21 protein-coding genes and 6 tRNA genes are annotated in these 24,512 nt (G+C 68.2%); 3 read left to right on the forward strand and 24 right to left on the reverse strand.

What is annotated here, in order from left to right; translation table 11 throughout:
• Window positions 1-102: 102 nt before the first annotated feature.
• From lon to G4D86_RS21065, 7 genes are all read right to left on the reverse strand, one after another.
• Window positions 103-2,562, reverse strand: a complete 2,460-nt coding sequence (gene lon, locus G4D86_RS21035) for an endopeptidase La (RefSeq protein WP_163995775.1) — start codon at window positions 2,560-2,562, stop codon at window positions 103-105.
• Window positions 2,563-2,760: 198 nt separating this feature from the next.
• Complete coding sequence (locus G4D86_RS21040; RefSeq protein WP_205519665.1) at window positions 2,761-4,983, reverse strand: prolyl oligopeptidase family serine peptidase; 2,223 nt, start codon at window positions 4,981-4,983, stop codon at window positions 2,761-2,763.
• 177 nt (window positions 4,984-5,160) lie between these two features.
• A complete protein-coding gene (gene clpX, locus G4D86_RS21045; RefSeq protein ID WP_163995776.1) occupies window positions 5,161-6,441 on the reverse strand; it encodes an ATP-dependent Clp protease ATP-binding subunit ClpX in 1,281 nt (426 codons plus the stop codon).
• A 217-nt stretch (window positions 6,442-6,658) separates the two neighbouring features.
• Complete coding sequence (gene clpP, locus G4D86_RS21050) at window positions 6,659-7,279, reverse strand: ATP-dependent Clp endopeptidase proteolytic subunit ClpP (protein ID WP_163995777.1); 621 nt, start codon at window positions 7,277-7,279, stop codon at window positions 6,659-6,661.
• A gap of 39 nt (window positions 7,280-7,318) precedes the next feature.
• Entirely contained in the window at window positions 7,319-8,596 is a 1,278-nt protein-coding gene (gene tig, locus G4D86_RS21055) for a trigger factor (RefSeq protein ID WP_163995778.1), read from the reverse strand.
• 101 nt (window positions 8,597-8,697) lie between these two features.
• Window positions 8,698-8,779, reverse strand: a tRNA-Leu gene (locus tag G4D86_RS21060).
• Between the two features lie 102 nt (window positions 8,780-8,881).
• Window positions 8,882-8,954, reverse strand: a tRNA-Lys gene (locus G4D86_RS21065).
• 393 nt (window positions 8,955-9,347) lie between these two features.
• On the opposite strand from G4D86_RS21065, the gene bet reads away from it, so the two are divergent.
• Entirely contained in the window at window positions 9,348-10,574 is a 1,227-nt protein-coding gene (gene bet, locus G4D86_RS21070; RefSeq protein ID WP_163995779.1) for a phage recombination protein Bet, read from the forward strand.
• A gap of 122 nt (window positions 10,575-10,696) precedes the next feature.
• On the opposite strand, the gene G4D86_RS21075 is transcribed toward bet, so the two are convergent.
• The 13 genes from G4D86_RS21075 to G4D86_RS21135 form a co-directional block, all read right to left on the reverse strand.
• Window positions 10,697-10,770, reverse strand: a tRNA-Arg gene (locus G4D86_RS21075).
• A gap of 26 nt (window positions 10,771-10,796) precedes the next feature.
• Window positions 10,797-10,870 (reverse strand) — tRNA-His (locus G4D86_RS21080).
• Between the two features lie 85 nt (window positions 10,871-10,955).
• Window positions 10,956-11,032 (reverse strand) — tRNA-Arg (locus G4D86_RS21085).
• 37 nt (window positions 11,033-11,069) lie between these two features.
• Window positions 11,070-11,143: transfer RNA gene (locus G4D86_RS21090), tRNA-Pro, on the reverse strand.
• Between the two features lie 81 nt (window positions 11,144-11,224).
• A complete protein-coding gene (rdgB, locus tag G4D86_RS21095; RefSeq protein ID WP_163995780.1) occupies window positions 11,225-11,815 on the reverse strand; it encodes an RdgB/HAM1 family non-canonical purine NTP pyrophosphatase in 591 nt (196 codons plus the stop codon).
• Entirely contained in the window at window positions 11,812-12,525 is a 714-nt protein-coding gene (gene rph / locus G4D86_RS21100; protein WP_163995781.1) for a ribonuclease PH, read from the reverse strand. Before rph ends, rdgB begins: the two co-directional genes overlap by 4 nt.
• Window positions 12,526-12,608: 83 nt before the next feature.
• Entirely contained in the window at window positions 12,609-13,418 is an 810-nt protein-coding gene (locus G4D86_RS21105) for an N-acetylmuramoyl-L-alanine amidase family protein (protein ID WP_163995782.1), read from the reverse strand.
• Between the two features lie 59 nt (window positions 13,419-13,477).
• The gene (selD, locus tag G4D86_RS21110) at window positions 13,478-14,536 is read right to left on the reverse strand and encodes a selenide, water dikinase SelD (protein WP_163995783.1); all 1,059 of its coding nucleotides are present in this window, start codon (window positions 14,534-14,536) and stop codon (window positions 13,478-13,480) included.
• A 53-nt stretch (window positions 14,537-14,589) separates the two neighbouring features.
• Complete coding sequence (locus G4D86_RS21115; protein WP_163995784.1) at window positions 14,590-15,525, reverse strand: FHA domain-containing protein; 936 nt, start codon at window positions 15,523-15,525, stop codon at window positions 14,590-14,592.
• Window positions 15,526-15,530: 5 nt separating this feature from the next.
• Entirely contained in the window at window positions 15,531-16,253 is a 723-nt protein-coding gene (locus G4D86_RS21120; protein ID WP_163995785.1) for a tetratricopeptide repeat protein, read from the reverse strand.
• A 39-nt stretch (window positions 16,254-16,292) separates the two neighbouring features.
• The gene (locus G4D86_RS21125) at window positions 16,293-16,997 is read right to left on the reverse strand and encodes a hypothetical protein (RefSeq protein WP_163995786.1); all 705 of its coding nucleotides are present in this window, start codon (window positions 16,995-16,997) and stop codon (window positions 16,293-16,295) included.
• The gene (locus tag G4D86_RS21130; RefSeq protein ID WP_205519679.1) at window positions 16,994-17,770 is read right to left on the reverse strand and encodes an outer membrane protein assembly factor BamD; all 777 of its coding nucleotides are present in this window, start codon (window positions 17,768-17,770) and stop codon (window positions 16,994-16,996) included. Before G4D86_RS21130 ends, G4D86_RS21125 begins: the two co-directional genes overlap by 4 nt.
• A 10-nt stretch (window positions 17,771-17,780) precedes the next feature.
• Window positions 17,781-18,305 (reverse strand): regulatory protein RecX, encoded by a 525-nt coding sequence (locus tag G4D86_RS21135; protein WP_163995788.1) that lies wholly within the window; start codon window positions 18,303-18,305, stop codon window positions 17,781-17,783.
• Window positions 18,306-18,340: 35 nt separating this feature from the next.
• On the opposite strand from G4D86_RS21135, the gene G4D86_RS21140 reads away from it, so the two are divergent.
• Complete coding sequence (locus tag G4D86_RS21140) at window positions 18,341-19,078, forward strand: hypothetical protein (RefSeq protein WP_205519666.1); 738 nt, start codon at window positions 18,341-18,343, stop codon at window positions 19,076-19,078.
• A gap of 112 nt (window positions 19,079-19,190) precedes the next feature.
• Here the strand turns inward: G4D86_RS21140 and G4D86_RS21145 are convergent, their stop codons facing one another.
• From G4D86_RS21145 to G4D86_RS21160, 4 genes are all read right to left on the reverse strand, one after another.
• The gene (locus G4D86_RS21145; protein WP_163995790.1) at window positions 19,191-20,591 is read right to left on the reverse strand and encodes a type IV pilus twitching motility protein PilT; all 1,401 of its coding nucleotides are present in this window, start codon (window positions 20,589-20,591) and stop codon (window positions 19,191-19,193) included.
• A 133-nt stretch (window positions 20,592-20,724) separates the two neighbouring features.
• Entirely contained in the window at window positions 20,725-21,126 is a 402-nt protein-coding gene (rpsI, locus tag G4D86_RS21150) for a 30S ribosomal protein S9 (RefSeq protein ID WP_163995791.1), read from the reverse strand.
• 15 nt (window positions 21,127-21,141) lie between these two features.
• Window positions 21,142-21,588: a 50S ribosomal protein L13 gene (rplM, locus tag G4D86_RS21155; RefSeq protein ID WP_163995792.1), complete on the reverse strand. Its 447-nt coding sequence runs from the start codon at window positions 21,586-21,588 to the stop codon at window positions 21,142-21,144.
• A gap of 225 nt (window positions 21,589-21,813) precedes the next feature.
• Window positions 21,814-23,910 carry an ATP-dependent helicase gene (locus G4D86_RS21160; protein ID WP_163995793.1) on the reverse strand — a complete coding sequence of 699 codons (2,097 nt, stop codon included), beginning with the start codon at window positions 23,908-23,910 and terminating at the stop codon, window positions 21,814-21,816.
• A 124-nt stretch (window positions 23,911-24,034) separates the two neighbouring features.
• On the opposite strand from G4D86_RS21160, the gene G4D86_RS21165 reads away from it, so the two are divergent.
• Window positions 24,035-24,505: a hypothetical protein gene (locus G4D86_RS21165; protein ID WP_163995989.1), complete on the forward strand. Its 471-nt coding sequence runs from the start codon at window positions 24,035-24,037 to the stop codon at window positions 24,503-24,505.
• The last annotated feature ends 7 nt before the right edge of the window (window positions 24,506-24,512 follow it).

Below are 24,512 nucleotides of genomic sequence, written 5' to 3' on the forward strand. Positions count from 1 at the left end.
AAGAGAGAAGCCAGGAGTCCGGCGACCTCGGTCGTCCGGCATCCTGGCTTCTCTTCAACTCAGTGCCCCCGAGAAGGGGCCTTCAACCCGTGCCGCCCGGCGTTACGCCGGGGCCACGGCCGGAGTAGACGCGGACGCCAGCTCCGACGACGGCGTCGACTTCGCGCCGTCGCTGGTGGGCTTGCGGCCGAACTCTTCCGGCTTCTCCAGCACCAGCGCCTCGCGGAGCACCTCGTCCACGAACTCCACCGGGATGATGCGCAGCTGCTTGCGAATCTTCAGCGGGATGTCCTTCAGGTCCTTCTTGTTCGCCTTCGGAATCAGGACCGTCTTGATGCCCGCCCGGTGCGCGGCCAGCGTCTTCTCCTTCAGGCCGCCAATGGGCAGCACCCGCCCGCGCAGGGTGATTTCACCCGTCATCGCCACGTCGCGCCGAATCAGCGTGCGCGTCAGCGCGCTCACCAGCGCCGTGCAGATGGTGACGCCCGCGGAGGGGCCGTCCTTCGGAATCGCGCCCTCCGGCAGGTGGACGTGGATGTCGTAGTTCTCGAACACCTTCTTGTCGATGCCGAACCGCTCGGCGCGGCTGCGCACGTAGGACATGGCCGCCTGCGCGGACTCCTGCATCACCTCACCCAGCTTGCCGGTGATGATGAGCTTGCCCTTGCCCGGCATGATGGTGGCTTCGGTGGTGAGGATTTCACCGCCCAGCTCCGTCCACGCAAGGCCGGTGACGATGCCCACCTGGTCCTCGGTCTCCGCCATGCCGTAGCGGTAGCGCGGGGTGCCCAGGAACTTCATCGCCAGCTTCCGGTCGACCGCCATGTCGCGCTTGCCGTTCTTCAGCACGTCGCGGGCAATCTTCCGGAACACGCCGCCAATCTCACGCTCGAGCGAGCGCACGCCCGACTCACGCGTGTAGCGGTGGATGATGGTCCGCAGCGCGGGGTCGCTGATGTCCACCTTCACGTCCGCCAGCCCGTTGGCCTCCTGCTCCTTCGGGATGAGGTAGCGCCGGGCAATCGAGAGCTTCTCCGGCTCCGTGTAGCCCGCGATGCGAATCACTTCCATGCGGTCCTGCAGCGGACCGGGGATGTTGTGCATCGTGTTCGCGGTGCAGATGAACATCACCTTGGACAGGTCGTAGTCGAGGTCCAGGTAGTGGTCGTTGAAGTTGTGGTTCTGCTCGGGGTCCAGCACCTCCAGCAGCGCCGCGCTCGGGTCGCCTCGGAAGTCGGTGGACATCTTGTCGATTTCGTCGAGCAGGAAGACGGGGTTGTTGCTGCCCGCCTTCTTCAGCGACTGGATGAGCTTGCCCGGCATCGCGCCGATGTACGTGCGCCGGTGGCCGCGAATCTCCGCCTCGTCACGCACGCCGCCCAATGACAGACGCACGAACTTGCGGCCGGTGGCCCGAGCAATCGAGCGCGCCAGCGACGTCTTGCCCACGCCCGGAGGACCCACGAAGCACAGCACGGGGCCCTTGAGCTTCTTCACCAGCTGCTGCACCGCCAGGTACTCGAGGATGCGCTCCTTCGGCTTCTTCAGGCCGTAGTGGTCCTCGTTGAGCACCCGCTCCGCCTCGGTGACGTCCAGGCGGTCCTGGGTCTCGTCGTACCAGGGCAGGCTGATGATCCAGTCGATGTAGTTGCGGACGACCGTGGCCTCGGCGCTCATCGGGCTCATCATCCGGAGCTTCTTCAGCTCCTTCTTGACCTTGAGCGTGGCCTCCTTGCTCATCCGCTTGTTCTTCAGCTTCTCTTCAATCTCCTGGATTTCGTTCTTGAACTCGTCGCGCTCACCCAGCTCCTTCTGAATGGCCTGCATCTGCTCATTCAGGTAGTACTCCTTCTGGGTCTTCTCCATCTGCTTCTTGACGCGCGTGCGGATCTTCTTCTCCACCTGGAGAATCTCGATCTCACCCTGCATCAGCTCGTAGAGCTTCTCCAGGCGCTTGGCCGGGGACTCCGTCTCGAGCAGGGCCTGCTTGTCATTCAGCTTCAGCGAGAGGTGCGCGACGATGGTGTCCGCGAGCCGCGCCGGGTCGTCGATGCTCGCCACCTGCATGAGCATCTCAGGCGGGATGCGCTTGTTGAGCTTGACGAAGGCCTCGAACACGGAGTGGACGCTGCGAACGAGCGCCTCCAGCTCCACGCTCTTCTCGGTCTGCTCCTCGACCTCCTCGACCTCCACCATGAAGAAGGCGTCGTTGGGGTGGAACTTCTTCACCCGGGCGCGGCGCACGCCTTCGACCAGCACCTTCACCGTGCCGTCAGGCAGGGGGAGGAGCTGGATGACGTGTCCCAGCGTACCGAAGTGGAAGATGTCGTCCGGGGTGGGGTCGTTGGTCTTGGCCTTCTTCTGCGCGGCCAGCAGGATGACGGCCTTGTCGTCCGGCCCCTTGTGCGCCATCGCGTCCTTCAAAGCCGCGATGGACTTCTCCCGGCCGACGAACAGCGGCACCACCATGTGCGGGAACACGATGATGTCCCGAAGGGGCAAGAGCGGGACTGTGAGTCCGCGCTTCTGGGCTTCCTTCTTGTCGTCACGTCCGAAGAACATGTATCCGCCACCTGCTGGCCTGCCGGGGAGACAGGCCATTGAAGAGTTGCCCGCCTGCCCGCCTGGAGAGCGCGCACACGGGGTGAAGCACGTCTATAACACGGCGATTTCGGGCGCCGTTCCCCGCCTCAAGATTGGGGAACGGTGTCCTGCCATCAAGGGAACACCCGTAGCCTCCCCGGGCGTCCGCCCGGTATGTCAGCGGCCCTGCGCAGCCACCCCACCCTGGCGCATCTGCACCTCCAGCACGTGGAAGAGGAAAGCGTAGAGATCCGCGCTGGACTCAATCTGCTTGGCCACCTGATCCGCGCCACCGTGGCCTGCATTCGCCTCGATTCGCAGCAGGGCAGCCGAGCGGTTGCCCGACGCGTTCTGCACCGCCGCCACGAACTTGCGGGCGTGCATGGGGTCCACCCGGTCGTCATGGTCCGACGACATCATCAGCAGCGCGGGGTAGCGCACGTCCGGCCGCACGTGGTGGTAGGGCGAGTAGGCGAACAGCGTCTTGAACTCCTCGGCCTTCTCCGCCGAGCCGTACTCCGGAATCCACGTCCGGCCGCTCCCGAAGAGGTGGTAGCGCACCATGTCCAAGAGCGGCACCGCGCACACCACGGCACCGTAGAGCTCCGGGCGCTGCGTCATCGCCGCGCCCACCAGCAGGCCGCCGTTGCTGCCGCCGTAGATGGCCAGGCGCCGGGCTTGCGTGAACTTCTCGCGGGCGAGGTACTCGGCCGCCGCGTGCAGGTCGTCGAAGACGTTCTGCTTGTGCTCCAGGCGGCCGGCGTCGTGCCAGGACTTCCCGTACTCGCCGCCGCCGCGCAGGTTGGCCACCGCGTACACGCCGCCCGCGTCCAGCCAGGGCAGGATGCTCGCCCGGAAGGTGGGCTCCATATTCACATTGAAGCCGCCGTACCCGTAGAGGAGCGTGGGCGCGGTGCCGTCCTGCTTCAGGCCCTTGCGGTACACGAGGAACATCGGCACCCGGGTGCCGTCCTTCGACGGATAGAAGACCTGCTGCACCGTGTAGGCGTCCGGGTCCATGGGCAGCTCCACGCGGGCCCACTCCTCGGACTTCCCGGTGCTGACGGACGTCTTGTAGACGAGCCGCGGCGTCGTGAAGGACGTGAAGATGAAGTACGCCTCGTCCAGGTCCTCCAGACCCACCAGGTTGGAAGCGGCTCCCACGCCCGGCAGCTGCACCGTGCGCACCGGCTTGCCCTCCAGGGTGGCCACGCGCACCTCGGTGGTGGCGTCCTTGAGGTACTCCATCGCCAGGTGCCCACCGACGACCTTGGCGCCCTGCAGGGAGGCCACCGGGTCCTCGGGGACGATTTCCTTCCACGCGGCGCGCTCGGGCTTCGCCGGGTCCACCGCGAAGACGCGCTGGCGCGGGGCGCCCTCGTCCGTGGTGACGTAGAAGCGGTCCTTCCACGCCTGCAGCTCGTACTTGGCGCCCTGCCCCTTCACGAGCAGGCGGAAGTCCTTCTCGCCCGGCCGCTTCCAGTAGATGTCGTTCTCGCTCCAGCCGCGGATGACGTAGACGAAGAGGTACTTGCCGTCCCGGCTCAAGTCGGACTGGAGGAAGGTGGTGGGGTCCCCCGTGCGCGGGTGCACCAGCGCGTCCTTCGTCGGGTCCGTGCCCAGCACGTGGTAGCGGATGGTGGTGTAGCCGGGCCGCGCGTCCACGGGGATGCTCGGGTCCGTGGGCAGCCACTCGTAATAGAAGCCCTTGTTGTCCGGCGTCCACTTGGGCGAGGCGTACTTGCCGCCCTCAATCACGTCGACCTTGGACCACTCGCCCGTGTCCACGTCCATGACATGGAGCACCGCCTCGTCCGCGGCGTTGGGCTTCTGGGAGAACACCACCTTCTTGCCGTCCCACGAGGGCGCCCACATGCCCATGGAGAGGGTGCCGTCCTTGCTCCAGGTGTTCGGATCCAACAGCACCTTCTCCGTGCCGTGCTCGCCGTCCCGCCAGTAGACGACGGACTTCTCCTTGTCCTTGTGGGTGCGGACGTAGAAGAAGCGGCCGTTGCGGCGCGACGGCGGGGAGATGGAGTCCGTGTAGAACAGCTCGCGGAAGCGGCTGGCGAGCGCGTCGCGGCCCGGCATCTTCGCGAGCTCTCCGCGCGCCAGCGCGTCCTGCGCCTTCATCCACGTCTGGACCTCGGGGGCCTTCTCGTCCTCCAGCCACCGGTAGGGGTCCGCCACCTGCGCGCCATGCAGCGCGTCCACCACGGGCTCGGCCCGGGTCGCCGGGTAGTTCATTCGCGAGGACTCCTGGGCCGACGCCTGGATGGCCGGCCGTGTCAGTTCGCTCGGCGCCGCGGACGCGGACGCCGGAAGCTCCTCACGCGCCGCTTCCTTCTGGCTGGCGCACGCGACGAGGGACAGCAACGCAGGGACGAGCAGCTTTCTCATGGGGCCCCAGCACATACAGAAAGGCCCCGGGTCGTCCCACAAAAAGTGTGGTGGGGCAGGAAACGCCCGGCCCCTCTGCTAACGCGCGGGGCGCGCCGGAGCCGCCTCATTGGCTCCGTGACGCGCCCCGTCAAGCTTCATCAGCCCGCGATTCACGCGGGCCACAAGGTCCGCGCTCTAGGCGGATTCCTTCTTCGGCTCGGTGGACTCCTTCTCCTGCGAGTGGAGCACCACCGGCTCGCTCTTCTTGAGGATGACCTCCTCGGAGATGAGCACCTCGCGGGCCGTCTTGCGGGACGGGATTTCGTACATCACGTCCAGCATGGCCGACTCGAGGATGGAGCGCAGGCCGCGGGCCCCGGCCTTGCGGCGGATGGCCTCGCCGGCGATGGCCTTCAGCGCGCCGTCGGTGAACTTGAGGGCGACGCCGTCCAGCTCGAAGAGTTTTTTGTACTGCTTGGTGAGCGCGTTCTTCGGCTGGTTGAGGATGTTGATGAGCGCGGGCTCGTCCAGCTCCTCCAGCGCGGTGATGATGGGCAGGCGACCGATGAACTCCGGAATCATGCCGAACTTGAGCAGGTCCTCCGGCTCCACGTGCTTGAGCAGCTCCGTGAGGTTGCGCTGCTTCTTGGACTGGATGTCCGCGCCGAAGCCCAGGCTGCGCCCGCCCAGCCGCCGCTCGATGACCTGGTCCAGACCACCAAACGCGCCGCCGCAGATGAAGAGGATGTTGGTGGTGTCCACCTGCAGGAACTCCTGCTGCGGGTGCTTGCGGCCACCCTTGGGCGGAACGTTGGCCACCGTGCCTTCGATGATCTTCAACAGGGCCTGCTGAACGCCCTCGCCGCTGACGTCGCGGGTGATGGAGGGGTTCTCCGACTTGCGCGCAATCTTGTCGATTTCGTCGATGTAGACGATGCCGCGCTGCGCCCGCTCGATGTCGTGGTCGGCCGCCTGGAGCAGGTTGACGATGATGTTCTCCACGTCCTCGCCCACGTAGCCGGCCTCGGTGAGGCACGTGGCGTCGGCGATGGTGAAGGGGACGTTGAGGATGCGCGCCAGCGTCTGCGCGAGCAGCGTCTTGCCGCTACCGGTGGGGCCCAGCAGGAGGATGTTGCTCTTCTGGAGCTCCACGTCCTCCATGGCGACCTTGGACTCGATGCGCTTGTAGTGGTTGTGCACCGCCACCGACAGCGTCTTCTTCGCGCGCTCCTGGCCGATGACGTACTCGTCCAGCACGGCCTTGATTTCCGAAGGCCGGGGGATGCGCAGCTTGGTGTCCTTGGTCTCCTCGCGGTCGATCTCCTCCGCGATGATGTCGTTGCAGAGCCCGATGCACTCGTCGCAGATGTAGACCGTCGGCCCCGCGATGAGCTTCTTCACTTCCTTCTGCGACTTGCCGCAGAAGGAGCAGCAGAGGGTCTGGTTGTCTCGCTTCTCCACGTTCTTGCCCGCCATGTCATCCCTCGCTGCGCCTGTAAGGCCCCACGCCTGAAGACCGCCCCAACCCCTGCCTCCAGCCCAATCTAGTCAGCCCCTGTCCGGAACGTCCACGCACCTTCCAGGTACTTAACAGGGCGGTGCCACCGACGCAGAAACGAGAAAGCCGGAGTCGCGGGGACGCATTCCCGCGAGCTCCGGCCGCCCTCCGAGACCCGGGGCCTCGGACATCCGCCTACTTCTTCTCTTCCTTGCCCAGCCCGACGACCTTCCGGGGGCTCTGGATTTCATCGATGATGCCGTAGGCCTTCGCCTCGGTCGCGCCCATGAAATAGTCGCGGTCCGTGTCCTTTTCCACCCGCTCGATGGTCTGGCCGGTGTGCTTGACGATGAGTTCGTTGAGCTTGGCCTTCATGCGGAGGATTTCCCGGGCCTGGATTTCGATGTCCGTGGCCTGGCCGCGCACGCCACCGAGCGGCTGGTGGATCATGATGCGGCTGGAGGGCAGCGAGTAGCGCTTGCCCTTGGCACCGGCGAGCAGGAGGACGGCCCCCATGGAGGCCGCCTGCCCGACGCAGATGGTCGACACCGGACACTTCAGGTACTGCATGGTGTCGTAGATGGCGAGGCCGGCCGTCACCGAGCCACCAGGCGAGTTCACGTAGAGGTTGATGTCCTTGTCCGGGTCCTCGGACTCGAGGAACAGCAGCTGGGCGACGATGACGTTGGCCACGTCGTCATCGATTTCGGTGCCCAGCATGACGATGCGGTCCTTCAGGAGCCGGCTGTAGATGTCGTACGAGCGCTCACCTCGGTGGGTCTGCTCGATGACGTAGGGAACGGGCATGAAGGGCATGTCGACCTCAAGAGGACTTACGAACTCAGATGAAGAACCTCACGAATACTTCGCCCGACCCCTCAGGAATTCAATCGTCTTTTCCTCCCTCAGTCGGAGAGACAACCCGAGCCGCTCGTCCGGGCCCTTGAAGTACTTCTTCACGGCGGCGACGGGCTGACCGGCCTCGGCGGCGAGCTGCTCGATGCGGGCGTCCACGTCCGCGTCGTTGGCCTGGATGCCCTCCTTCTGGGCGATGGCCTCGAACAGCAGCGTGCCCTTCACCTCCTGGACGGCCTTCTCGCGCATCTCCTCGCGCAGGCGGGAGAAGTCCAGGTTCAGACGGCTGGGGTCCACGCCCGAGCGCTGCAGCTGCTGCAGGGCGCCGCGCAGCATGGAGTCCATGGCGCGCTCCACCATGGCGCGGGGGACCTCGAAGGCGTTGCGCTCGATGAGGGCCTTCATGAGCGCCTCGCGCTCCTCGCCCTCCACCTGCTGCTTGCGCGCCTTCTGCATGTCCTCGCGCATCTTGGTGCGCAGCTCGTCGAGCGACTGGGCGATGCCGGTGTTCTTGGCGAAGTCGTCGTTGAGCTCGGGGGTGATTTCCTTCTGGAGGGACTTCGCGGTGATGTGGAAGCGCGCCGTCTTCCCGCGCACCTCCTCCACCCGGTAGTCCGCCGGGAAGGCGTAGTCGATGTCCTTGGACTCGCCCACCTTCACGCCCTCCAGGGCGGCAATCTTCGACTCCACCAGCTCGCCCGGCTGCACCTGGACGGTGATGCCGTCGGCCTTGCTGCCGGGGAAGGGCTGGCCGTCGACGGTGGCCTCGAAGTCGATGGTGACGTGGTCATTGGCGGCCGCGGTGTCGCGGTCCGTGACGGGCTCCATGCGGCCCATGGACGAGCGCATGCGCTGAAGCTGCTCGTCCAGCTGCGCGTCGGTGACGTCGGTGTCGGCCTTGGCCAGGGGCAGCTCGACGTAGTCCTTCGCCTCCACCTTGGGCTTCACCTCGACCCGCGCCTCGAAGGTGAAGGGTGCGTCCGGCTTGATACCGGAGTTGGTGACCTGAGGGTTGGCGACGACTTCCACGTTGTGCTCGCGGATGGCCTCCACGTACGCCGCCTGGACGACGCGCTGGATGACCTCGTCCTCGACCTGATCGCGGAAGCGCTGCTCAAGGATGCGGCGGGGCACCTTGCCCTGCCGGAAGCCAGGCAGCCGCACCTGCTGGCCGAGCTTGGTGTACGCGCGGTTGAGTTCCTCCGCCACGCGGGCGTTCTCGACCTCGATGGAGAGCTTCTTCTCGATGGGAGAGAGCTCCTCGACCTGGACCTTCATGCGGGCCTCGCTCGTCGCCGCGGCGGACATCCGTCCCGGGCGGCGCCGGAAAAGTGGGACGTGCGCCTTTAGGGGATAGGCACGAACGGGTCAACGCGAAATGGGCGAGGAGGGACTCGAACCCTCACACCTTGCGGTACCAGATCCTAAGTCTGGCGCGTCTACCAGTTCCGCCACCCGCCCGGGTGCGTCGCGCGCCCTGCCGTCTTACCGCGAAACGTCGGGTGGACGGCAGTGGCCGGAAAACGAAAACGGGGCCCCTTCATTTCTGAAGGGGCCCCGGAGTGAGAGCGGAGGGAATCGAACCCACAACCTATGGATTAAGAGTCCATTGCTCTGCCAATTGAGCTACGCTCCCGGCACTGCCCCGGTCCGTCGCCTGCGCGGCGTCCAGGTGGCGGCGGTAACTACAGAAGCCCGACCGTGCTGTCAAAAAGTATTTTCGGGCACCCTTCATTCCCCCGCTGCTGAGGATCTGACGGCCGGTGCAGCCAGCGCCTGACGCCGGTCCGCCCGCCCGACGGCCAGCCCCCGGAACGGCTCCGGACGAGGATGAAGCAAGCGCCCCCCGCCGCTGTTCAACATGGCCGTAGCACGCCTTTCGTCCCGGCCGCACGACGCGTCGTGCGCGAGCCGCACTCCGGGACACGAGGCGCACGAGAGTTTCGTGGGCACTCATGCAGCACGAGGGTCGCCGCCGCGGCAACCAGGCGGGCGGACGGTGGTCGTCCGCCCTTTTCGCGAAGAGCGTATGCAGGAGACGACAGTGACGGAAGCCAACATCCACCACAAGGCGGACGGCGCGACGGGACAGGGCTCGCAGCAGGGGCAGTGGAGCCGGGAGCGCGCGGAGCTCGTGCGGCGCACCATCTGCCCCAAGGGCATCAGCGAGGACGAGTTCGCCCTCTTCATCGAGCAGTGCAAGCGCAGCGGCCTGGACCCGCTGCTCAAGGAAGCCTTCTGCGTGGCGCGCCGGCAGAACGTGGGCAACCGCGAGCGGCCCAACTGGGTGACGAAGTACGAGTTCCAGCCGTCCGAGGCCGGCATGCTCGCCCGCGCGGAGCGCTTCCCGGACTTCAGGGGCATCCAGGCGTCCGCCGTGTTCGCCGAGGACGAAATCATCGTGGACCAGGGCAAGGGCGAGGTGGTGCACCGCTTCAACCCGGCCAAGCGCAAGGGCGCGCTGGTGGGCGCCTGGTCCCGCGTGGTGCGCGACGGGAAGCTGCCCGTCGTCGTGTGGCTGGACTTCAGCGGCTACGTCCAGCAGACGCCGCTGTGGGCCAAGATTCCCACGACGATGATCGAGAAGTGCGCGCGCGTGGCGGCCCTGCGCAAGGCGTACCCGGAGGCCTTCGGCGGCCTGTACGTGCGCGAGGAGATGCCGGCCGAGGACTACGAGCCGACGCACGCGCACGAGGAGCCCGGCCACGCCAGCGGCCCATACGAGGTGCTGGGCGCGAAGCCCGGCCCCGTGAAGGCGTCCTTCCCCACCCTGGCCCCCGCGCCGGTGAAGGAGGAGAAGGCACAGGCGGTGCCCGCGGCGCTGGAGGTGGACGTGCCGGTACCGCCCGCGCCCGCCCGGCAGGCCGCGGTGGAGACCGAGCCCGTCGCTGAGCCCGTCGAGCCTGTCGCGCCTGTCACCCCGAAGAAGCACGGCAAGGCGGCGCACGCCCCCGCGGCGACGCCCGTGGAGGAGCCGCTCGCGAAGGAAGTGGTGGTGGAGGCGGCCCCCCGCCCCAAGCAGAGCGCCGTGGTGGTGGCGTTCGGCCCGTACAAGGGGAAGACGGCCTCCGAGCTCTCCGACGAGGAGCTGAGTGAGACCATCGACATGGCCAACGAGAAGCTGATGGAGCAGCCGAAGGCGCGCTGGGCCAAGGCGATGCGGGAGAACCTGGCCGCGCTGGAGGCTGAGACGGAGCTGCGCTGCCGCGTCCCCGCTTCTTCGAAGAACGGCAGCGGCGCGGCCCACGAGGCCTGAAGCCCGTCCGCACCGCTCGAGGCGTGAAATGAGAAACGCCCCCGTCGCGAGTGAGCGGCGGGGGCGTTTTCGCGTCTTGCGTCGTCTCCCGGCGGCGGTGGCTCGACTCGGGAGAGGAGGAGCGCGCTCGGAGGGACTTGAACCCCCAACCCCCGGGTTCGAAGCCCGGTGCTCTATCCAGTTGAGCTACGAGCGCAGCACGAAATGGGGCGGGTGAAGGAGGGCGGCCAACCGGGATCGAACCGGTAACCTCAGGAGTCACAGTCCTGCGCTCTAACCAGTTGAGCTATGGCCGCCGTGACAGCGCTACGGCGTTTGAAGCGCGGCTTCCCTATCGTGGAAACCGTGGCCATTCAAGGCCAAATGTGACGGCAGGCAGGTTGGCGCCCCAGGCAGGACTCGAACCTGCGACCCCCGGCTTAGAAGGCCGGTGCTCTATCCAGCTGAGCTACTGGAGCTGGCCGGGCCGCCTGCTTCCAACTGCTTTACTTCAAGTCGGGGCGAGAGGATTCGAACCTCCGACCCCCTGCGCCCAAGGCAGGTGCGCTACCAGGCTGCGCTACGCCCCGAGAAGTAGAGTCCGGCATTGTTGAACCATCGCGAACGGACGTGCAAGGCCGACGTGCCTGACACCGCTCCATTCAGCCCGGCTACAGGCCGAGCAGGTGGGTCTTCATCATCCGGAAGGCCGCACCCCGGTGGGACACCGCGGCCTTCTCCTCCGCCGCCAGCTCCGCCATCGTCCGGCCTTTGTCCGAAACGATGAACACCGGGTCGTAGCCGAAGCCGTGCGTTCCGCTCGGCGCATGGCCGATGCGGCCCTCGCACCGGCCCACCTCCACCTTCGACTCGCCGCCCGGCTTCACCAGCGCCAGCGCGCACCGGAAGGACGCGGTGCGCTTCTCGTCGGGCACGCCGGACAGCTCGGTGAGGAGCTTCTCGTAGCGGGCGCGGTCGTCCCCCGGCGCATAACGCGCCGAGTGCACTCCGGGCCGGCCTCCCAGTGCGTCCACGAACAGGCCCGAGTCATCCGCCAGCGCGGGCAGCCCGGTGGCCTGCGCGTACTCGCGGGCCTTCTTCAGCGCGTTGCCCTCGAGGGTGCCCTCGTCCTCCACGACGTCCGGCAGGGGCGGCAGGTCCGCCAGGGACACCACCTCCACCGCGTCCCCCACCAGCCCACGCAGCTCGCGCAGCTTGCCCGCGTTGGTGGTGGCGAAGAGCAGCCGGGGCTTCTTCGTCATCCCAGCACCTTCGCCTGCGCGGCGACGAGCTGCTGAATCGCGGCGAGCCCGCCGTCCACCATCGCGTCCAGCGTCTTGCGGTCGAAGAGCTGGTGCTCGGCGGTGCCCTGCAGCTCCACCATGCGGCCGTCCGCGGTGGCCACGAGGTTCAGGTCCACGTCCGCGGTGGAGTCCTCGTCGTAGTCCAGGTCCACCCGAACCTCGCCCTTCACCACGCCCACGGACACGGCGGCCAGCGGCGTGAGCTTGGGCGTCTTGGTGAGGGTGCCCGACTTCTGGAGCGAGCGCATCGCGAGCACCAGCGCCACGTAGGCCCCGGTGATGGAGGCGGTGCGCGTGCCGCCGTCCGCCTGGAGCACGTCGCAGTCCAGGGTGAAGGTGCGGGGGCCAATGGACGCCAGGTCCACCGCCGCGCGCAGGGAGCGGCCGATGAGGCGCTGGATTTCCATGGTGCGGCCGGTCTGCTTGCCCTTGGCGGACTCGCGCTGGTTCCGCGAGTGCGTGGCGCGGGGGAGCATGCCGTACTCGGCCGTCACCCAGCCGGTGCCCTTGCCCATCAGGTGCGGCGGCACGCGCTCCTCGGTGGAGCAGGTGACGAGCACCTTGGTGTGGCCGAACTCCACCTGGACGGAGCCCTCCGCGTAGCGGGAGACACCGGGGGTCAGGATGACGGGGCGAAGGTCCAGCGCACCACGTTGGAAGGAACGCACGGCAGGCTCCTGGGAAATGGAGTGGGCCACCCCTCTCTAGCAGAGCCGCGCCGCGTGGGTGGAATCTCCGCGCCCGCCTGCCCTCACGGCAACACGGGGCCGGCCACCTGGGGCTCGCGGGCGGCGTCGCGCCGGCGCGTTTCCTTCAGGAAGGCCAGCACGCCGTCGGCAATCGCCTCGGCCAGCTTCTCCTGGTACTCGGCGCGGCCCAGCTTCGCGCCCTCCTGCGGATGGGAGATGTAGCCCACCTCGACGAGGACGGCGGGGCACTCCACGCCGGAGAGGACGAAGAAGGGCGCCTGCTGCACGCCCCGGTCCGCCGCGCGCGTGCCGCGGATGAGGCGCGGGTGGATGGAGTAGGCCAGCCGGGACGAGTCCGCGTGCGCCTCGGTGCGCACCAGGTCCTGGAGGATGAAGGCCAGCGTGGAGTCCCCACGCGCCGCGCGAGTCTCGGGGGCCTCGGCGTTCTCCCGGTCGGCCACCGCGCGCGCGGCGTCGCCGGAGGCGTTGGCGGAGAGGAAGTAGGTCTCGATGCCCTCGGTGCGCTCGCGCATCCGCTTCGTGGGCATGGAGTTGGCGTGGATGGAGAGGAAGAGGTCCGCGGCGTGGTCGTTGGTCAGCGACACGCGCTCCGTGAGGGACACCTGCGCGTCGCGCTCGCGCGTGAGGTACACGTCGCCTCCGGCCGCCTCCAGCCGAGCCCGCACGCGCTGGGCAATCTGGAGTGCGATTTCCTTCTCGCGCAGCTCGGCGGGGCCCTTCGCACCTTCCTGCGCGCCGCCGTGTCCCGGGTCGATGACGATGCGCGCGGGACGCTCCCCCGCACTCGCGGCGAGGGGCACGAGGCAGAGCAGCGACAGGACGGCGAGGAGGGGGCGGTGCGACGACGGCATACCGGGGACGGATGCTAGCGGAGGGAGCCCCCAGGGGCGAAATCCGGGCCGGGGGCCGTTCAGCCGATGACGTCGATGCCGGGGCGCCCCGCCCGCACTTCACCGATGAGGGCGGCGTCCACACCGGCCGCCTCCAGCGCCTTGAGCGCCTTCAGGGCATGGCGGGCGGGCACGCTGGCCAGCAGCCCGCCGTTGGTCTGCGCATCCGCGAGCACCCACTGGATGTGCTCGGGCAGCCCGTCCGGGAAGCGCACCTTCTTCAGCACGTGGGCGAGGTTGGCCTTGGTGCCACCGGGCACCACACCCTGCTCGGCCAGCCCGGCGACCTCGGAGATGAGGGGGATGCGCTCCAGGTCGATGGCCGCGCGCGCCTTGGCCCCGGTCATCATCTCCAGCAGGTGGCCCAGCAGGCCGTAGCCCGTCACGTCCGTGAGGGCGTTCACCTTGAACTTCCCCGAGGCGAAGACCTCCCCCGCGGCGCGGTTGAGGGCGGACATCACCGCCACCACGCGCTTGGAGAGCTGCTTCGAGGCCACGCCCCGCTTGATGGCGGTGGTGGCGATGCCCGAGCCCAGGGGCTTGGTGAGGAAGAGCACGTCTCCCGGCTTCGCGCCCGCGTTGGTGAGCACCTTCTTCGGGTGCACCACGCCGGTGACGGCCATGCCGTACTTCGGCTCCGGGTCCCTCACGCTGTGGCCGCCGAGGATGGGGATGCCCGCCTCGTCTGCCTTGGACTGGCCGCCGGCCAGAATCTTCGAGAGCACCTTCAGCGGCTGGCCATCCGGGAAGCCCACCAGGTTGAGGGCGAACAGGGGCCGCGCGCCCATGGCGTAGATGTCCGACAGGGCATTCGCCGCGGCGATGGCCCCGAACTGGAACGGGTCGTCCACCACGGGCGGGAAGAAGTCCACCGTCTCCACCACGGCCAGGCCGGGCGTGAGGCGATAGACGGCCGCATCGTCGTTGGTGGCGAAACCCACCAGCGCGTGAGGACTCTTGGCAGTCTTCAGGAGGCGCAGGACCTGCGCCAGGTCCGCGGGCCGCAGTTTCGCCGCTCAGCCCGCGCAGTGACTCAGTTCGGTGAGGCGCTTCGGCTTCCCCGGCTTCTCGTCCGCCATGGTGCTCCCCTTCCCCGTCTGGGCGGCCCAGGTATCAGGCCGCGTCGTGTCCGTCAGGCCTTGCGCACGTAGTCGCGCTTCAGCAGCTGCGCCACCGCTTCCGCCGTCACCACGTCGTCCGCGTCCGCGCGGTCCAGCACCGCGCCGAAGGTGCCGTAGTTGTGCACCAGCTGGAGCACGTCGAGCATCTCCGGCGACAGCTCCTTGAGCGGCGGCGTCAGCGGCATGGCCAACGCCAGCGGCGCGTCCAGCGCCGGCAGGTTCGGCTGCAGGCGCTTCATCTCGTCCAGCTGGCGGAGCGAGTCCATCAGGAGCGCCTCGGTGGACGAGTCCAGCTCCACCATGAACTCCTGGTTGTCCGCCGGGCGCAGCTCGAAGTCGCCCTGCTCCCAGGTGATGATGCGGTTGAAGCTCTTCTGCGGGCCCAGGTTGTGGTTGTCGCCGATGACGGCGTAGTACACGCGGCCCTGGCGCAGGTAGATGCGGCCCTCCTGGTCGCTCGTCACCACCAGCACGCCGTTCTTCTTGGACGTGTGGAAGAGCTGGAGCAGGTCCGGCAGGGGAATCTCTTCAATCTTCCCCGTCATGGAGCTGGCCTTGTTGGTGGTGCGCGCGGCCTGGACGGCGGCGACCTCCTCCAGCTTCTGCTTGGCCATGCTCTCGTCGACGTTGGCGCCATCCGCGCCCTGGTGGACGAGCTTGAGGATGGAGGTGCCGATGAGGATGCGGTCACCCTCCTTCAGCCGGGCCTGCTTCACCTTCTCACCGTTGACGAAGGTGCCGTTGGTGGAGCCCAGGTCCTCGATGGTGATCTTCCCGTCGCTGAAGCTGATCTTCGCGTGCTTGCGGGAGACCATGTCCTCGACGAGCACCATGTCCAGCTCGCTCGAGCGGCCGATGACGATGTGCTTCTCCGCCTTCAGCGGGAACTCGCCACCCTGGTACTTCCCGGAGATGAACTTGAGGGCGTAGGTCTTTTGGGTGTCCATGGTCATCAACCGGCCTGCTCCGGCGTGCCGGGGTCCTTCACCAGGTTGAGGTACATCTGCGCGCTCTTGTTATCCGGGCTGCGCGCCAGCACGTCCTCCCAGACCCGCACCGCCTCCGCCCGACGCCCGGCCGAATACAGCGCCACTCCATACTGGATACGGCCCGGGATGAAAGATGGGTTCTGGGTGATGACCTGCTCGTACTCGGCCAGGGCCGCGGCGTTGTCGCCCGCGTCACGCAAGGCATTGCCCAGCTTGAGGCGGATGTCCACGAACTGGGGGCAAAGGCCGAGCGCTCGCCGGTACTCTTCGATGGCCTTCGCCCACGCCCCGCTGGAGGCGAAGACGTCGCCAATCTCGCCGTACATGTTGGCGATCTTCTTCTCCACGTACGGGTCCAGCTCGCCGGGGCCGGTCTTCTGCTGGGAGAGGGCGGCCTGGTAGACCTCCTTCGCCTCGGCGTACTTCCCCATGTCGTTGTAGATGACGGCCAGGTTGAGGGCCGCCTCGGTGTACGCGGGGTTGAGCTTCAGCGCGGACTCGAAGGCGCGCTGCGCCCGGGCGAACTGGCCCTGGTCGTGGTAGATGATGCCGAGCATGTTGAACACGTCCGCGAAGGTCGGGTTCTGCTCGACGATCTTCGCGAGGTATTGCTCGGCCTGGGCGTACTGCTTCTTCTCGAAGTAGCCGCGCCCGAGGGTCAGTAGCTGCTTGAGGGGCTCTTCCATGAATCGGCCCGAACGGGCTCTGCCTCCGAGGCGGCTAGCCTACATGAGCCCGGGCGAAAACAAGAATTCATCACCGCGAAGCGTCAGGGAAAGTTGGCGCTCGCCCCGGGTGTCCACCGGGCGCGCGGGCAGGGCCCCCTGCAGGCGCCAGTGTTCGGTAACGACAGCTTCTTCCCGCTCCAGCCGGACGTACCAGGCCTCCGCCCGGTAGCCGCGCGCGCGCATCTGCTTCAGCTCCTCCCACTCCGGGCCGCCCACACCCGGAGTGCCCGGCGCCGCCAGCTTCGCCAGGGCGTCCGCGTCCGCCGCCTGCAAGGCCCGACGCCGGGACTCCAGCGCCGTCACCACAGCCTGCAGCCGGGGCGCCGCGGTGCCCTCCGGCACCCAGTCCCCGTCGCGCCGCACGAAGGGCACGCGCTCCACCCCGGCGGTGCCCACCTCGGTGGTCCCCAGGGTGCCGTCGAAGTCGAGCGTGGCGTGGGCTTCCGCTCGCTCCCCGCCCGGCGCCACCACCACGGTGATGCGAGCGAAGCGGTGCTTGCGGGACTTGAGGGGCACGTCGGAGCCGGGCACGGGCAGTGTGAGCCCCTCGGCCTCGGTCTCCTTCAGCGTGGTGATGATTTCCGCCTCGGGGCCGGCGGCCGCGCCGAGGAAGCGCGGGGCGAAGACGGCCAGGGTGGCGCCCAGCGCCAGCACGACGATGAGGGCGCCGCCGAGGCGGCTCCACTCCTCGGTCGTCTTCACGTGCCCAGCATGCGCTGGGCGCGCTCCGCGGCGGGAGTCCCTGGCAGCCGGCGCAGCACCTGGCGCAGCGTCTCCTCCGCCTTCTTCGGGTCATTCAGCTTCACGTAGGCCGCGTGCAGGTCGAAGAGGGCCTCCTCCTCGTACTGGGTGCCCGGGTAGCGGCGCAGCAGCGACTCCAGGCGCTGGGCCACCGCCTTCCACCGCTCGCGCTTCTGGTAGAAGCGGGCCACGTACAGCTCGTGCTCCGCCAGACGCTTGCGGGCCTCGTCGGCCTGGGCCTTGGCGTCGTCGGCGTACTCGGACTTCGGGTACTGGCGCCGGAAGTCCTCCATGGCGAGCAGCGCGGCCCGGATCTCCCCCTGGTCCTTCTCCTCCGGGGGCGGCAGGGCGAAGAACTCCGACGGGTAGTCCTCCACGTGCGTGAGGGCGGAGCGGTAGGCGGCGTAGTCCACCTTGGGGTGCGTGGGGTGGAGCTTGATGAAGGACTCGTACTGCTCGCGCGCCTCGGGCCAGGCCTCGCGGGCGAAGTCCACGTCCGCCAGCTTGAGCTCGGCCTCGCGGGCGGCCTCCTGGTAGGGGAACTTCGCGCGGACGTACTCGAAGTACTTCTGGGCCTTGAGGAAGTCCTTGTTCTCCATGGCCTCCGTGCCGAGGCGCAGATTCTCTTCAGCGGCGCTGGCGTAGGTGGGCTCACCGGCCTGTCCCGAGGTGAGGGACGCACAGCCGGAGGTGAAGAGCAGGACGGCGGTCAGGAAGGCGACGGCGGAACGCATCTCCACCACGCTATTCGTCCGGGCCTGAGGGGTCCAGCGAAGCTTCACCCAGCAACCGATGGATGACGTCTTCGGAAAAGCCCCGGCTGTCGAGGAGCCGTCCCGCGCGGGCCCGCTCCTTCGCGTCGAGCGGGCGGCCGAGCAGCCCCTTCCCCTCCAGCACCGCGCGCGCGGTGGCCACCGCGTCGAAGTCCTCCGTGCCGCTCGCCTGGGCCAACGCCTGGCGAGCCGCCTCCTCCGGCAGCCCGTGGGCCTCGAGGCGCTGGAGCACGGCGCGCGGGCCCAGCCGTCCCTTGCGTAGCAGCGCGGCGGCGCGCTCCTGGGCGAAGCGCGCGTCGTCGAGGTAGCCCCAACCCGTCACCCGCGACAGCACCTCCTCGCGGACCTTTTCCGCGAAGCCCTTGCGCGTGAGGGCCGCGTCCAATTCCTGACGGCTGCGGGCGCGCACGGAGAGCAGCTTCAGACAGGCGTCCGTGGCGCGGCGGACCGCGTCCGGGCCGGCGTCTTCGGGGGGACCGTCATCCTCCGGATGCATGGCGGGATACGTAGCATGTGGTAACAGGCGCAACCATGCACCCCGTCCTCGCCCGCTTCCTTGCCGCCGATGCCGCCCGGGAGACGCTTCGCAAGCAGCAGTCCGGTGAAGCCCTGTCCCCCGAGGAGCAGGCCTTCATCGAGGCCGCCACCGCGCACCCCAAGCACAAGGGCGTGCTGCTCGGTGTGAGCGGCCGCGCCCTGTCGTCCGACGCCCAGGCGTCGCTGGTGCTGCTCGCGGCCCACGCCGCGGCCCGCGCCATGCGCGAGGACGCCGACCTGGCCGAGCCCACGCGCAAGGCGCGCGCGGCGCTGTCCGAGGAAGGCGCCAGCGACGAGGAGGCGGACGCCTTCATCGCGTCCATCCTGTTGGAGGAGGCCTTCGGCTACGAGCAGGACGTGGACGCCTTCGACGCCGAGTACGTGAAGGAGTCGCTGGGCGAGGTGCCCGCGCTGGCCTCCCTCACCAAGGAAGCGGTGGACGCCCTCTTTCTCTCGTTCGTGAAGGGCGCCGCCAACGACGCCGAGCGCAAGGTGCGCGAGGGCATGGCCCGCGCCCTGTTCGACATCGCGTGGTCGGAGGGGCCCGCGCCCATCAACCCCGAGCACATGGAGGCCGTGCTCGACGCGGAGGTGGTGGACCGGCCCGAGGAGGAGCAGGAGGCCAAGGTGCACGCCACCGCGCAGCTGCTCCAGGCGCTCTCCAAGGAAGGCCTGGTGGGACCGATTCGCCTGTCGCGACTGCGCGCGCTGCTGGGCGAAGGGGACGCGTAGCGGCGGAGGGCGGGAGGTGCCCGGCTTCACCGTGACAGCGGGTCAGCGCGCGCCGAACGAAGTGCACGTGTAGCGGCGGAGCCGGGAGTACCGGCCCCACCGCTACCGCGAATCAGAAGCGCTCAATCTGGAAGTCGTCATCCCCACCCGCGGCAGGCGCCGGGGCCGGGGCTGGAGCGGGCGGCGGAGTCGGCGGGCGCGCGGCGGGCGCGGGCGGACGCGCGGCGGCGGGGGCCGGAGCACCGGGACGCGGCGCGGCGGCGGGCGCTGGAGCCCCCGGGCGCATTGCCTGCGACACCGGAGCCGGCGTGGGCGGAGTCGCCGGAGCCGGGGCCGGAGCCGCCGCGGTGGGGGCGCCCTTCTGCGCGAAGGAGGCCGAGCCGGGGATGGGGCGCGACTCGCCGGGCTTCGCGTCGAAGTTGTCCCACTTCGAGTCGGACGTGCCGCTGATGCCGGAGAAGCGCAGCGCGAAGTCGTCCGGGTTGGAGGCCTGACGGTGGGCCTCTTCGTAGGTGACGAGCCCCTGGCGCACCAGGCTCATCAGCGACTGGTCGAAGGTCTGCATCCCGTACGAGTCGGTACCCTGCGCAATCGCGTCGTGGATTTCCTTCGTGCGGTCCTTGTCCTCGATGAGCTCGCGCACGCGGGCGGTGACGCGCAGCACCTCCACCGCGGCCACGCGGCCCTTGCCGTCCGCGCGCGGCACGAGGCGCTGAGAAACCACGCCCTTGAGCACGCTCGCGAGCTGCAGGCGCACCTGCTTCTGCTGGTGCGGAGGGAAGGCGGACACGATGCGGTTGATGGTCTCCGTCGCGTCCAGCGTGTGCAGCGTGGACATCACGAGGTGGCCCGTCTCCGCCGCGTGGAGTGCGGTCTCAATCGTCTCGTGGTCTCGCATTTCGCCGACGAGGATGACGTCCGGGTCCTGGCGCAGCGCGCTCTTGAGGGCCTGCGCGAAGCTCATCGTGTCCACGCCGACCTCGCGCTGGTTCACGATGGAGCGCTTGTCGCGAATGAGGAACTCGATGGGGTCCTCAATCGTCATGATGTGGCTGGTCTCGTTGGCGTTGATGTGGTCGATCATCGCCGCCAGCGTGGTGGACTTACCGGAGCCCGTGGTGCCCGTCACCAGCACGAGGCCGCGCTCCTCGCCGCAAATCTTCGCGAGCACCTGGGGCAGCAGCAGGTCCTGCATCGTCATCACCTTGAAGGGGATGACGCGAAGCACGGCGCCCACCGTGCCGCGCTGCTGAAAGACGTTGACGCGGAAGCGGCCCAGGCCGGGGACGCCGTAGGCCAGGTCCACCTCGTTGCTCGACTTGAACTTCTCCTTCTGGAACTCGTTCATGATGCCGAAGGCCATGCGCGCGACCTCCTCCGGGGGGAGGCGGCGGCCGTCCTTGAGCGGCACCAGCGAGCCGTCCACGCGGAACATGGGCGGGAGGCCGGCCTTGAGATGAATGTCGGAGGCACCGCCGCGCAGGGCGATCTGCAGAATCTCGTTCAGTTCCATGAGCGGACCGGATGGTAGCAGAGGCCCTCGGCCTCATGCGATGGGCCGCTCCGGACCCCGCAAAGACAACGGCGGAGGCCCTTGAAAGAGGACCCCCGCCGTGGGGAAACAAGCAAGCTGCCGGGCTTGACGCCTAGCGCTTGGAGAACTGGAACCGGCGACGCGCGCCCGGCTGGCCGTACTTCTTGCGCTCGACCGCGCGAGCATCGCGGGTGAGGAAGCCGGCCTTCTTCAGCGCCGGACGGAACTCCGGGTTGAAGGAGCACAGCGCACGGGCGATGCCGTGACGGATGGCGCCGGCCTGGCCGGAGAGACCGCCGCCCTTCACGTTGACCGTGATGTCGAGCTTGCCCTTCTGCTCGAGGATATCGAGGGGCTGGTTGAGCACCATCTTCGAGGTCTCACGACCGAAGTAGGCGTTGAGCTCGCGACCGTTGACGGTGACCTGGCCAGTGCCGGGACGAATCCAGACGCGGGCGGTGGCCTCCTTGCGGCGGCCGGTGGCGTAGAAACCGAGTTCTTGATGGATGGGCATGGACGTTGTCTCCCTTTACGCCTCGACCTCAAACGCGGCCGGCTTCTGGGCCGCGTGAGGATGGGTGTCACCCGCGTAGACCTTCAGCTTCGTCATCATCTGCCGACCGAGCGCGTTACGCGGAAGCATGCGGCGCACGGCGTTGATGACGATGTCCTCGGGGTGACGCTGGCGGAGCTTCTCCAGGTTGGTGATCTTCAAGCCACCAGGGAAACCGGCGCGGGAGTGCCGGTAGTACTGCTTGTCCTGCTCCTTCGTCCCCGTCACCTTCACCTTTTCGGCGTTGATGACGACGACGTGGTCGCCGGTATCGATGGACGGCGTGTAGATCGCCTTGTGCTTACCCTTGAGGAGGGTGGCAATCTGGCTCGCCGCGCGGCCCAGCACCTTGTCGGACACGTCAATGACGTGCCACTGGCGCTTGATGTCCCCAGCCTTCGCGCTGTAGGTCTTCTGCGACATTTCTTTGCACTCCAACTTCTCGCGGCCGCCGTGTGCATGCCAGGGGCCGCTGCTCGTGCCAAACCAACCGCGGGTCCGCCGTGAAAACTCCACGTGGCCCGGAAAGGCCGACCGTCCTAGTGGGTGTGGAGGATCAAGTCAAGGTCGCTCCGCACCTCCCGTCCGGATTCCCCGCCCCACCCTCTCCGGGAGTCCGCATGGGCGGGGCTGACGGGGGGCGCTCCCCTACCCGCCCGCCCCTCCCGAAGGCCCCGCGGGCCGGCTGGGAGCCGCCCCAGGCGCCGGCCCGGAGCCGCCCGGCTGGGGCTTCTTGAAGCGCTCCTTGAGGTTGGCGAAGAAGTTCTTCTCCTCCGTGGTGGCGGGGCCCTGACGCGGTGCTTCCAGGTCCACCTTCTCCACGACCTCCGGGGGGAGGTCCTCCAGGAAGCGGGACGGCGTGCGGGGTACCTCCTTGCCGCGCTTGGTCCGGACGTTGGCGCGGGTGAGGTACAGGACCTCCTTGGCGCGGGTGATGCCCACGTAGCAGAGGCGCCGCTCCTCCTCGAGGTTCTGCGCCTCGCCCTGCATGCCGCCGTGCGGCATCAGGTCCTCCTCCATGCCGATGAAGAAGACGAGCCGGTACTCCAGGCCCTTGGAGGCGTGCACCGTCATCAGCGTGACGCGGCGGTTGCCCCCGGGCACCTCCTCCTCTTCCTGGCGCGTGTCCAGGCTCAGGCGGTTGAGGTAGGTGAGGAGGCTGGCCTTGGGGCCCTCGCGCTTCTCGAAGTTCTCCAGCGAGTTGATGACCATGTCCACGCTCTTGAGCTTCTTGTCCGCGATGGTGGAGGACGTCGCGTGGGCGCGCGTGGCCTCGGCGAAGCCAATCTCCTCCAGCAGCTTGCGCGTGGCCGTGGCGAGCTGGCCGTACTCGTACGCGTCGCGGTAGCGCTCGATCATCTCCACGAACTCGAGCACCTTGCCCCCGGCGCCGGGCGGCAGGTCTTCGTACTGGTCGGCCTTGCGCATCACCGTCCACAGCGTGACGCCCTCGCCGCGCGCGTGGACGGCCAGCCGCTCCATCGTCACGTCACCGATGCCGCGCGACGGCACGTTGACGATGCGCAGGAGCGAGATTTCGTCCAGCTTGTTCACGATGACCTTGAAGTACGCGATGACGTCCTTCACCTCGCGCCGGTCGAAGAACTCGCTGCCGCCCACGACCTCGTAGGGGATGCTCTTCTCGCGCAGCATCTCCTCGATGGGGTGCGACTGGCCGTTGGTGCGGTAGAGCACGGCGATGTCGTCCGCGGGGACGCCCAGTGCCATGTGCTTCTGGATTTCGTGCGCGACGAAGCGGGCCTCCTCCTCGTCGTTGGGGCAGCTCACCACCTTCACCTTCGGCCCGCCCGAGCGGTCGGTCCACATCTGCTTGGCCTTGCGCTCGGGATTCTTCGCGATGACGGCGTTGGCCGCGTCCAGCACCATCTGGACGGAGCGGTAGTTCTGCTCCAGCCGCACCTCCTTCCCTCCCGGGAAGAAGCGGTCGAAGTCGAGGATGTTGCGCACCTCGGCGCCGCGCCACGAGTAGATGCACTGGTCGTCGTCACCCACCGCGCACACGTTGCGCTGCTCACCGGCCAGCAGCTTGAGCAGCTCCAGCTGGGCGGTGTTGGTGTCCTGGAACTCGTCCACCAGCAGGTAGCGGAAGCGCCGCGTGTACTTGGCGTAGAGGTCCGGGAACTCGCGCAGCAGGCGCGCGGGAAGGAGCAGGAGGTCGTCGAAGTCCACCGAGCCCTGCGCCTTCAGCGCGAGCTGGTAGTCCGGGTAGACGAGATGGGTGATGAGGTCGTAGTCGTCGCCGATGCCCTCCGGCTTGGGCTCGGGCGTCTTGCCCGAGTTCTTCGCCTTGGAGATGAGCGTGAGCACCTTGCGCGCGTCGAAGGCGCGGTCGTCGATTTTGTGCTCGCGCATGGCGCGCCGGATGTTGGCGAGCTGGTCGCCCATGTCCGCGATGGCGAACTTCTTCGGCCAACCCAGGCGGTGGATGTCCTCGCGGAGGACCTCCGCACCGAAAGCGTGGAAGGTGCACACCAGCACGCCCTGCGCACGCGGGCCCGCCATGTGGACCAGGCGCTCCTTCATCTCCGTCGCCGCCTTGTTGGTGAAGGTGACGGCGAGCACGTTGCGGGCCATGAGGTGGCCCGGCCGCTCGTTGAGCAGGTGGACGATGCGGTGGGTGATGACGCGAGTCTTGCCGCTGCCAGCGCCCGCCAGCACGAGGAGCGGACCCTGGAGGGTGACCACGGCCTCGCGCTGCGGAGGGTTGAGCTTCGAGAGGTCCATTGCGCGCCGGCCAGGGATACCCTTTGATTCGTCCGTGCGCGACCCCTTCCTCCGGCTCTCCGCCGTTTTTCTAGCGCTCGGCGTGGGCGCGGGTTGCATGGACCACACCAGCGCCCCGACGGAGGTGACACCGTCCGTCCCGGCGGCGAGCGCGCCCTGCGTGTACTTCAAGCAGTTGGCGCCCTTCCTGCCGGAAGCGCTGGACGGCTTCACCGTGGCGCGCACCCAGGGCTCCACCGGGAAGTACGGCGAGGTGTCCGTGTCCGAGGCCGAGCGGCTCTACACGCGAGGTGAGGGGCGAGAGGTGAAGGTGCGCATCGTGGACACCACGATGGGCGGGAAGATTGGACAGGCCATCCGCGAGGCCGCGGACCGGTCGAAGGGCAAGGCGCCGAGCGACCCGGCGGCCCCCATCCACTGGAACGACGCGGTGGGCTTCGTGAGGTACGACGCGGAGGAGTCGCTGGCCGAGGCGAACCTCCTGGTGGGAGACCGCTTCGTGGTGGCCGTCACCAGCCGGGGCTTCCCCGGCACCGTGGAAGTGCGGCGCGTGGCGCGAGGCATCGACCTGGCCGGGCTGGCTCGGCTGCAGTGAAACCCGA

The organism is Pyxidicoccus caerfyrddinensis (genome assembly GCF_010894405.1).
Taxonomy (GTDB): Bacteria; Myxococcota; Myxococcia; order Myxococcales; family Myxococcaceae; genus Myxococcus; species Myxococcus caerfyrddinensis.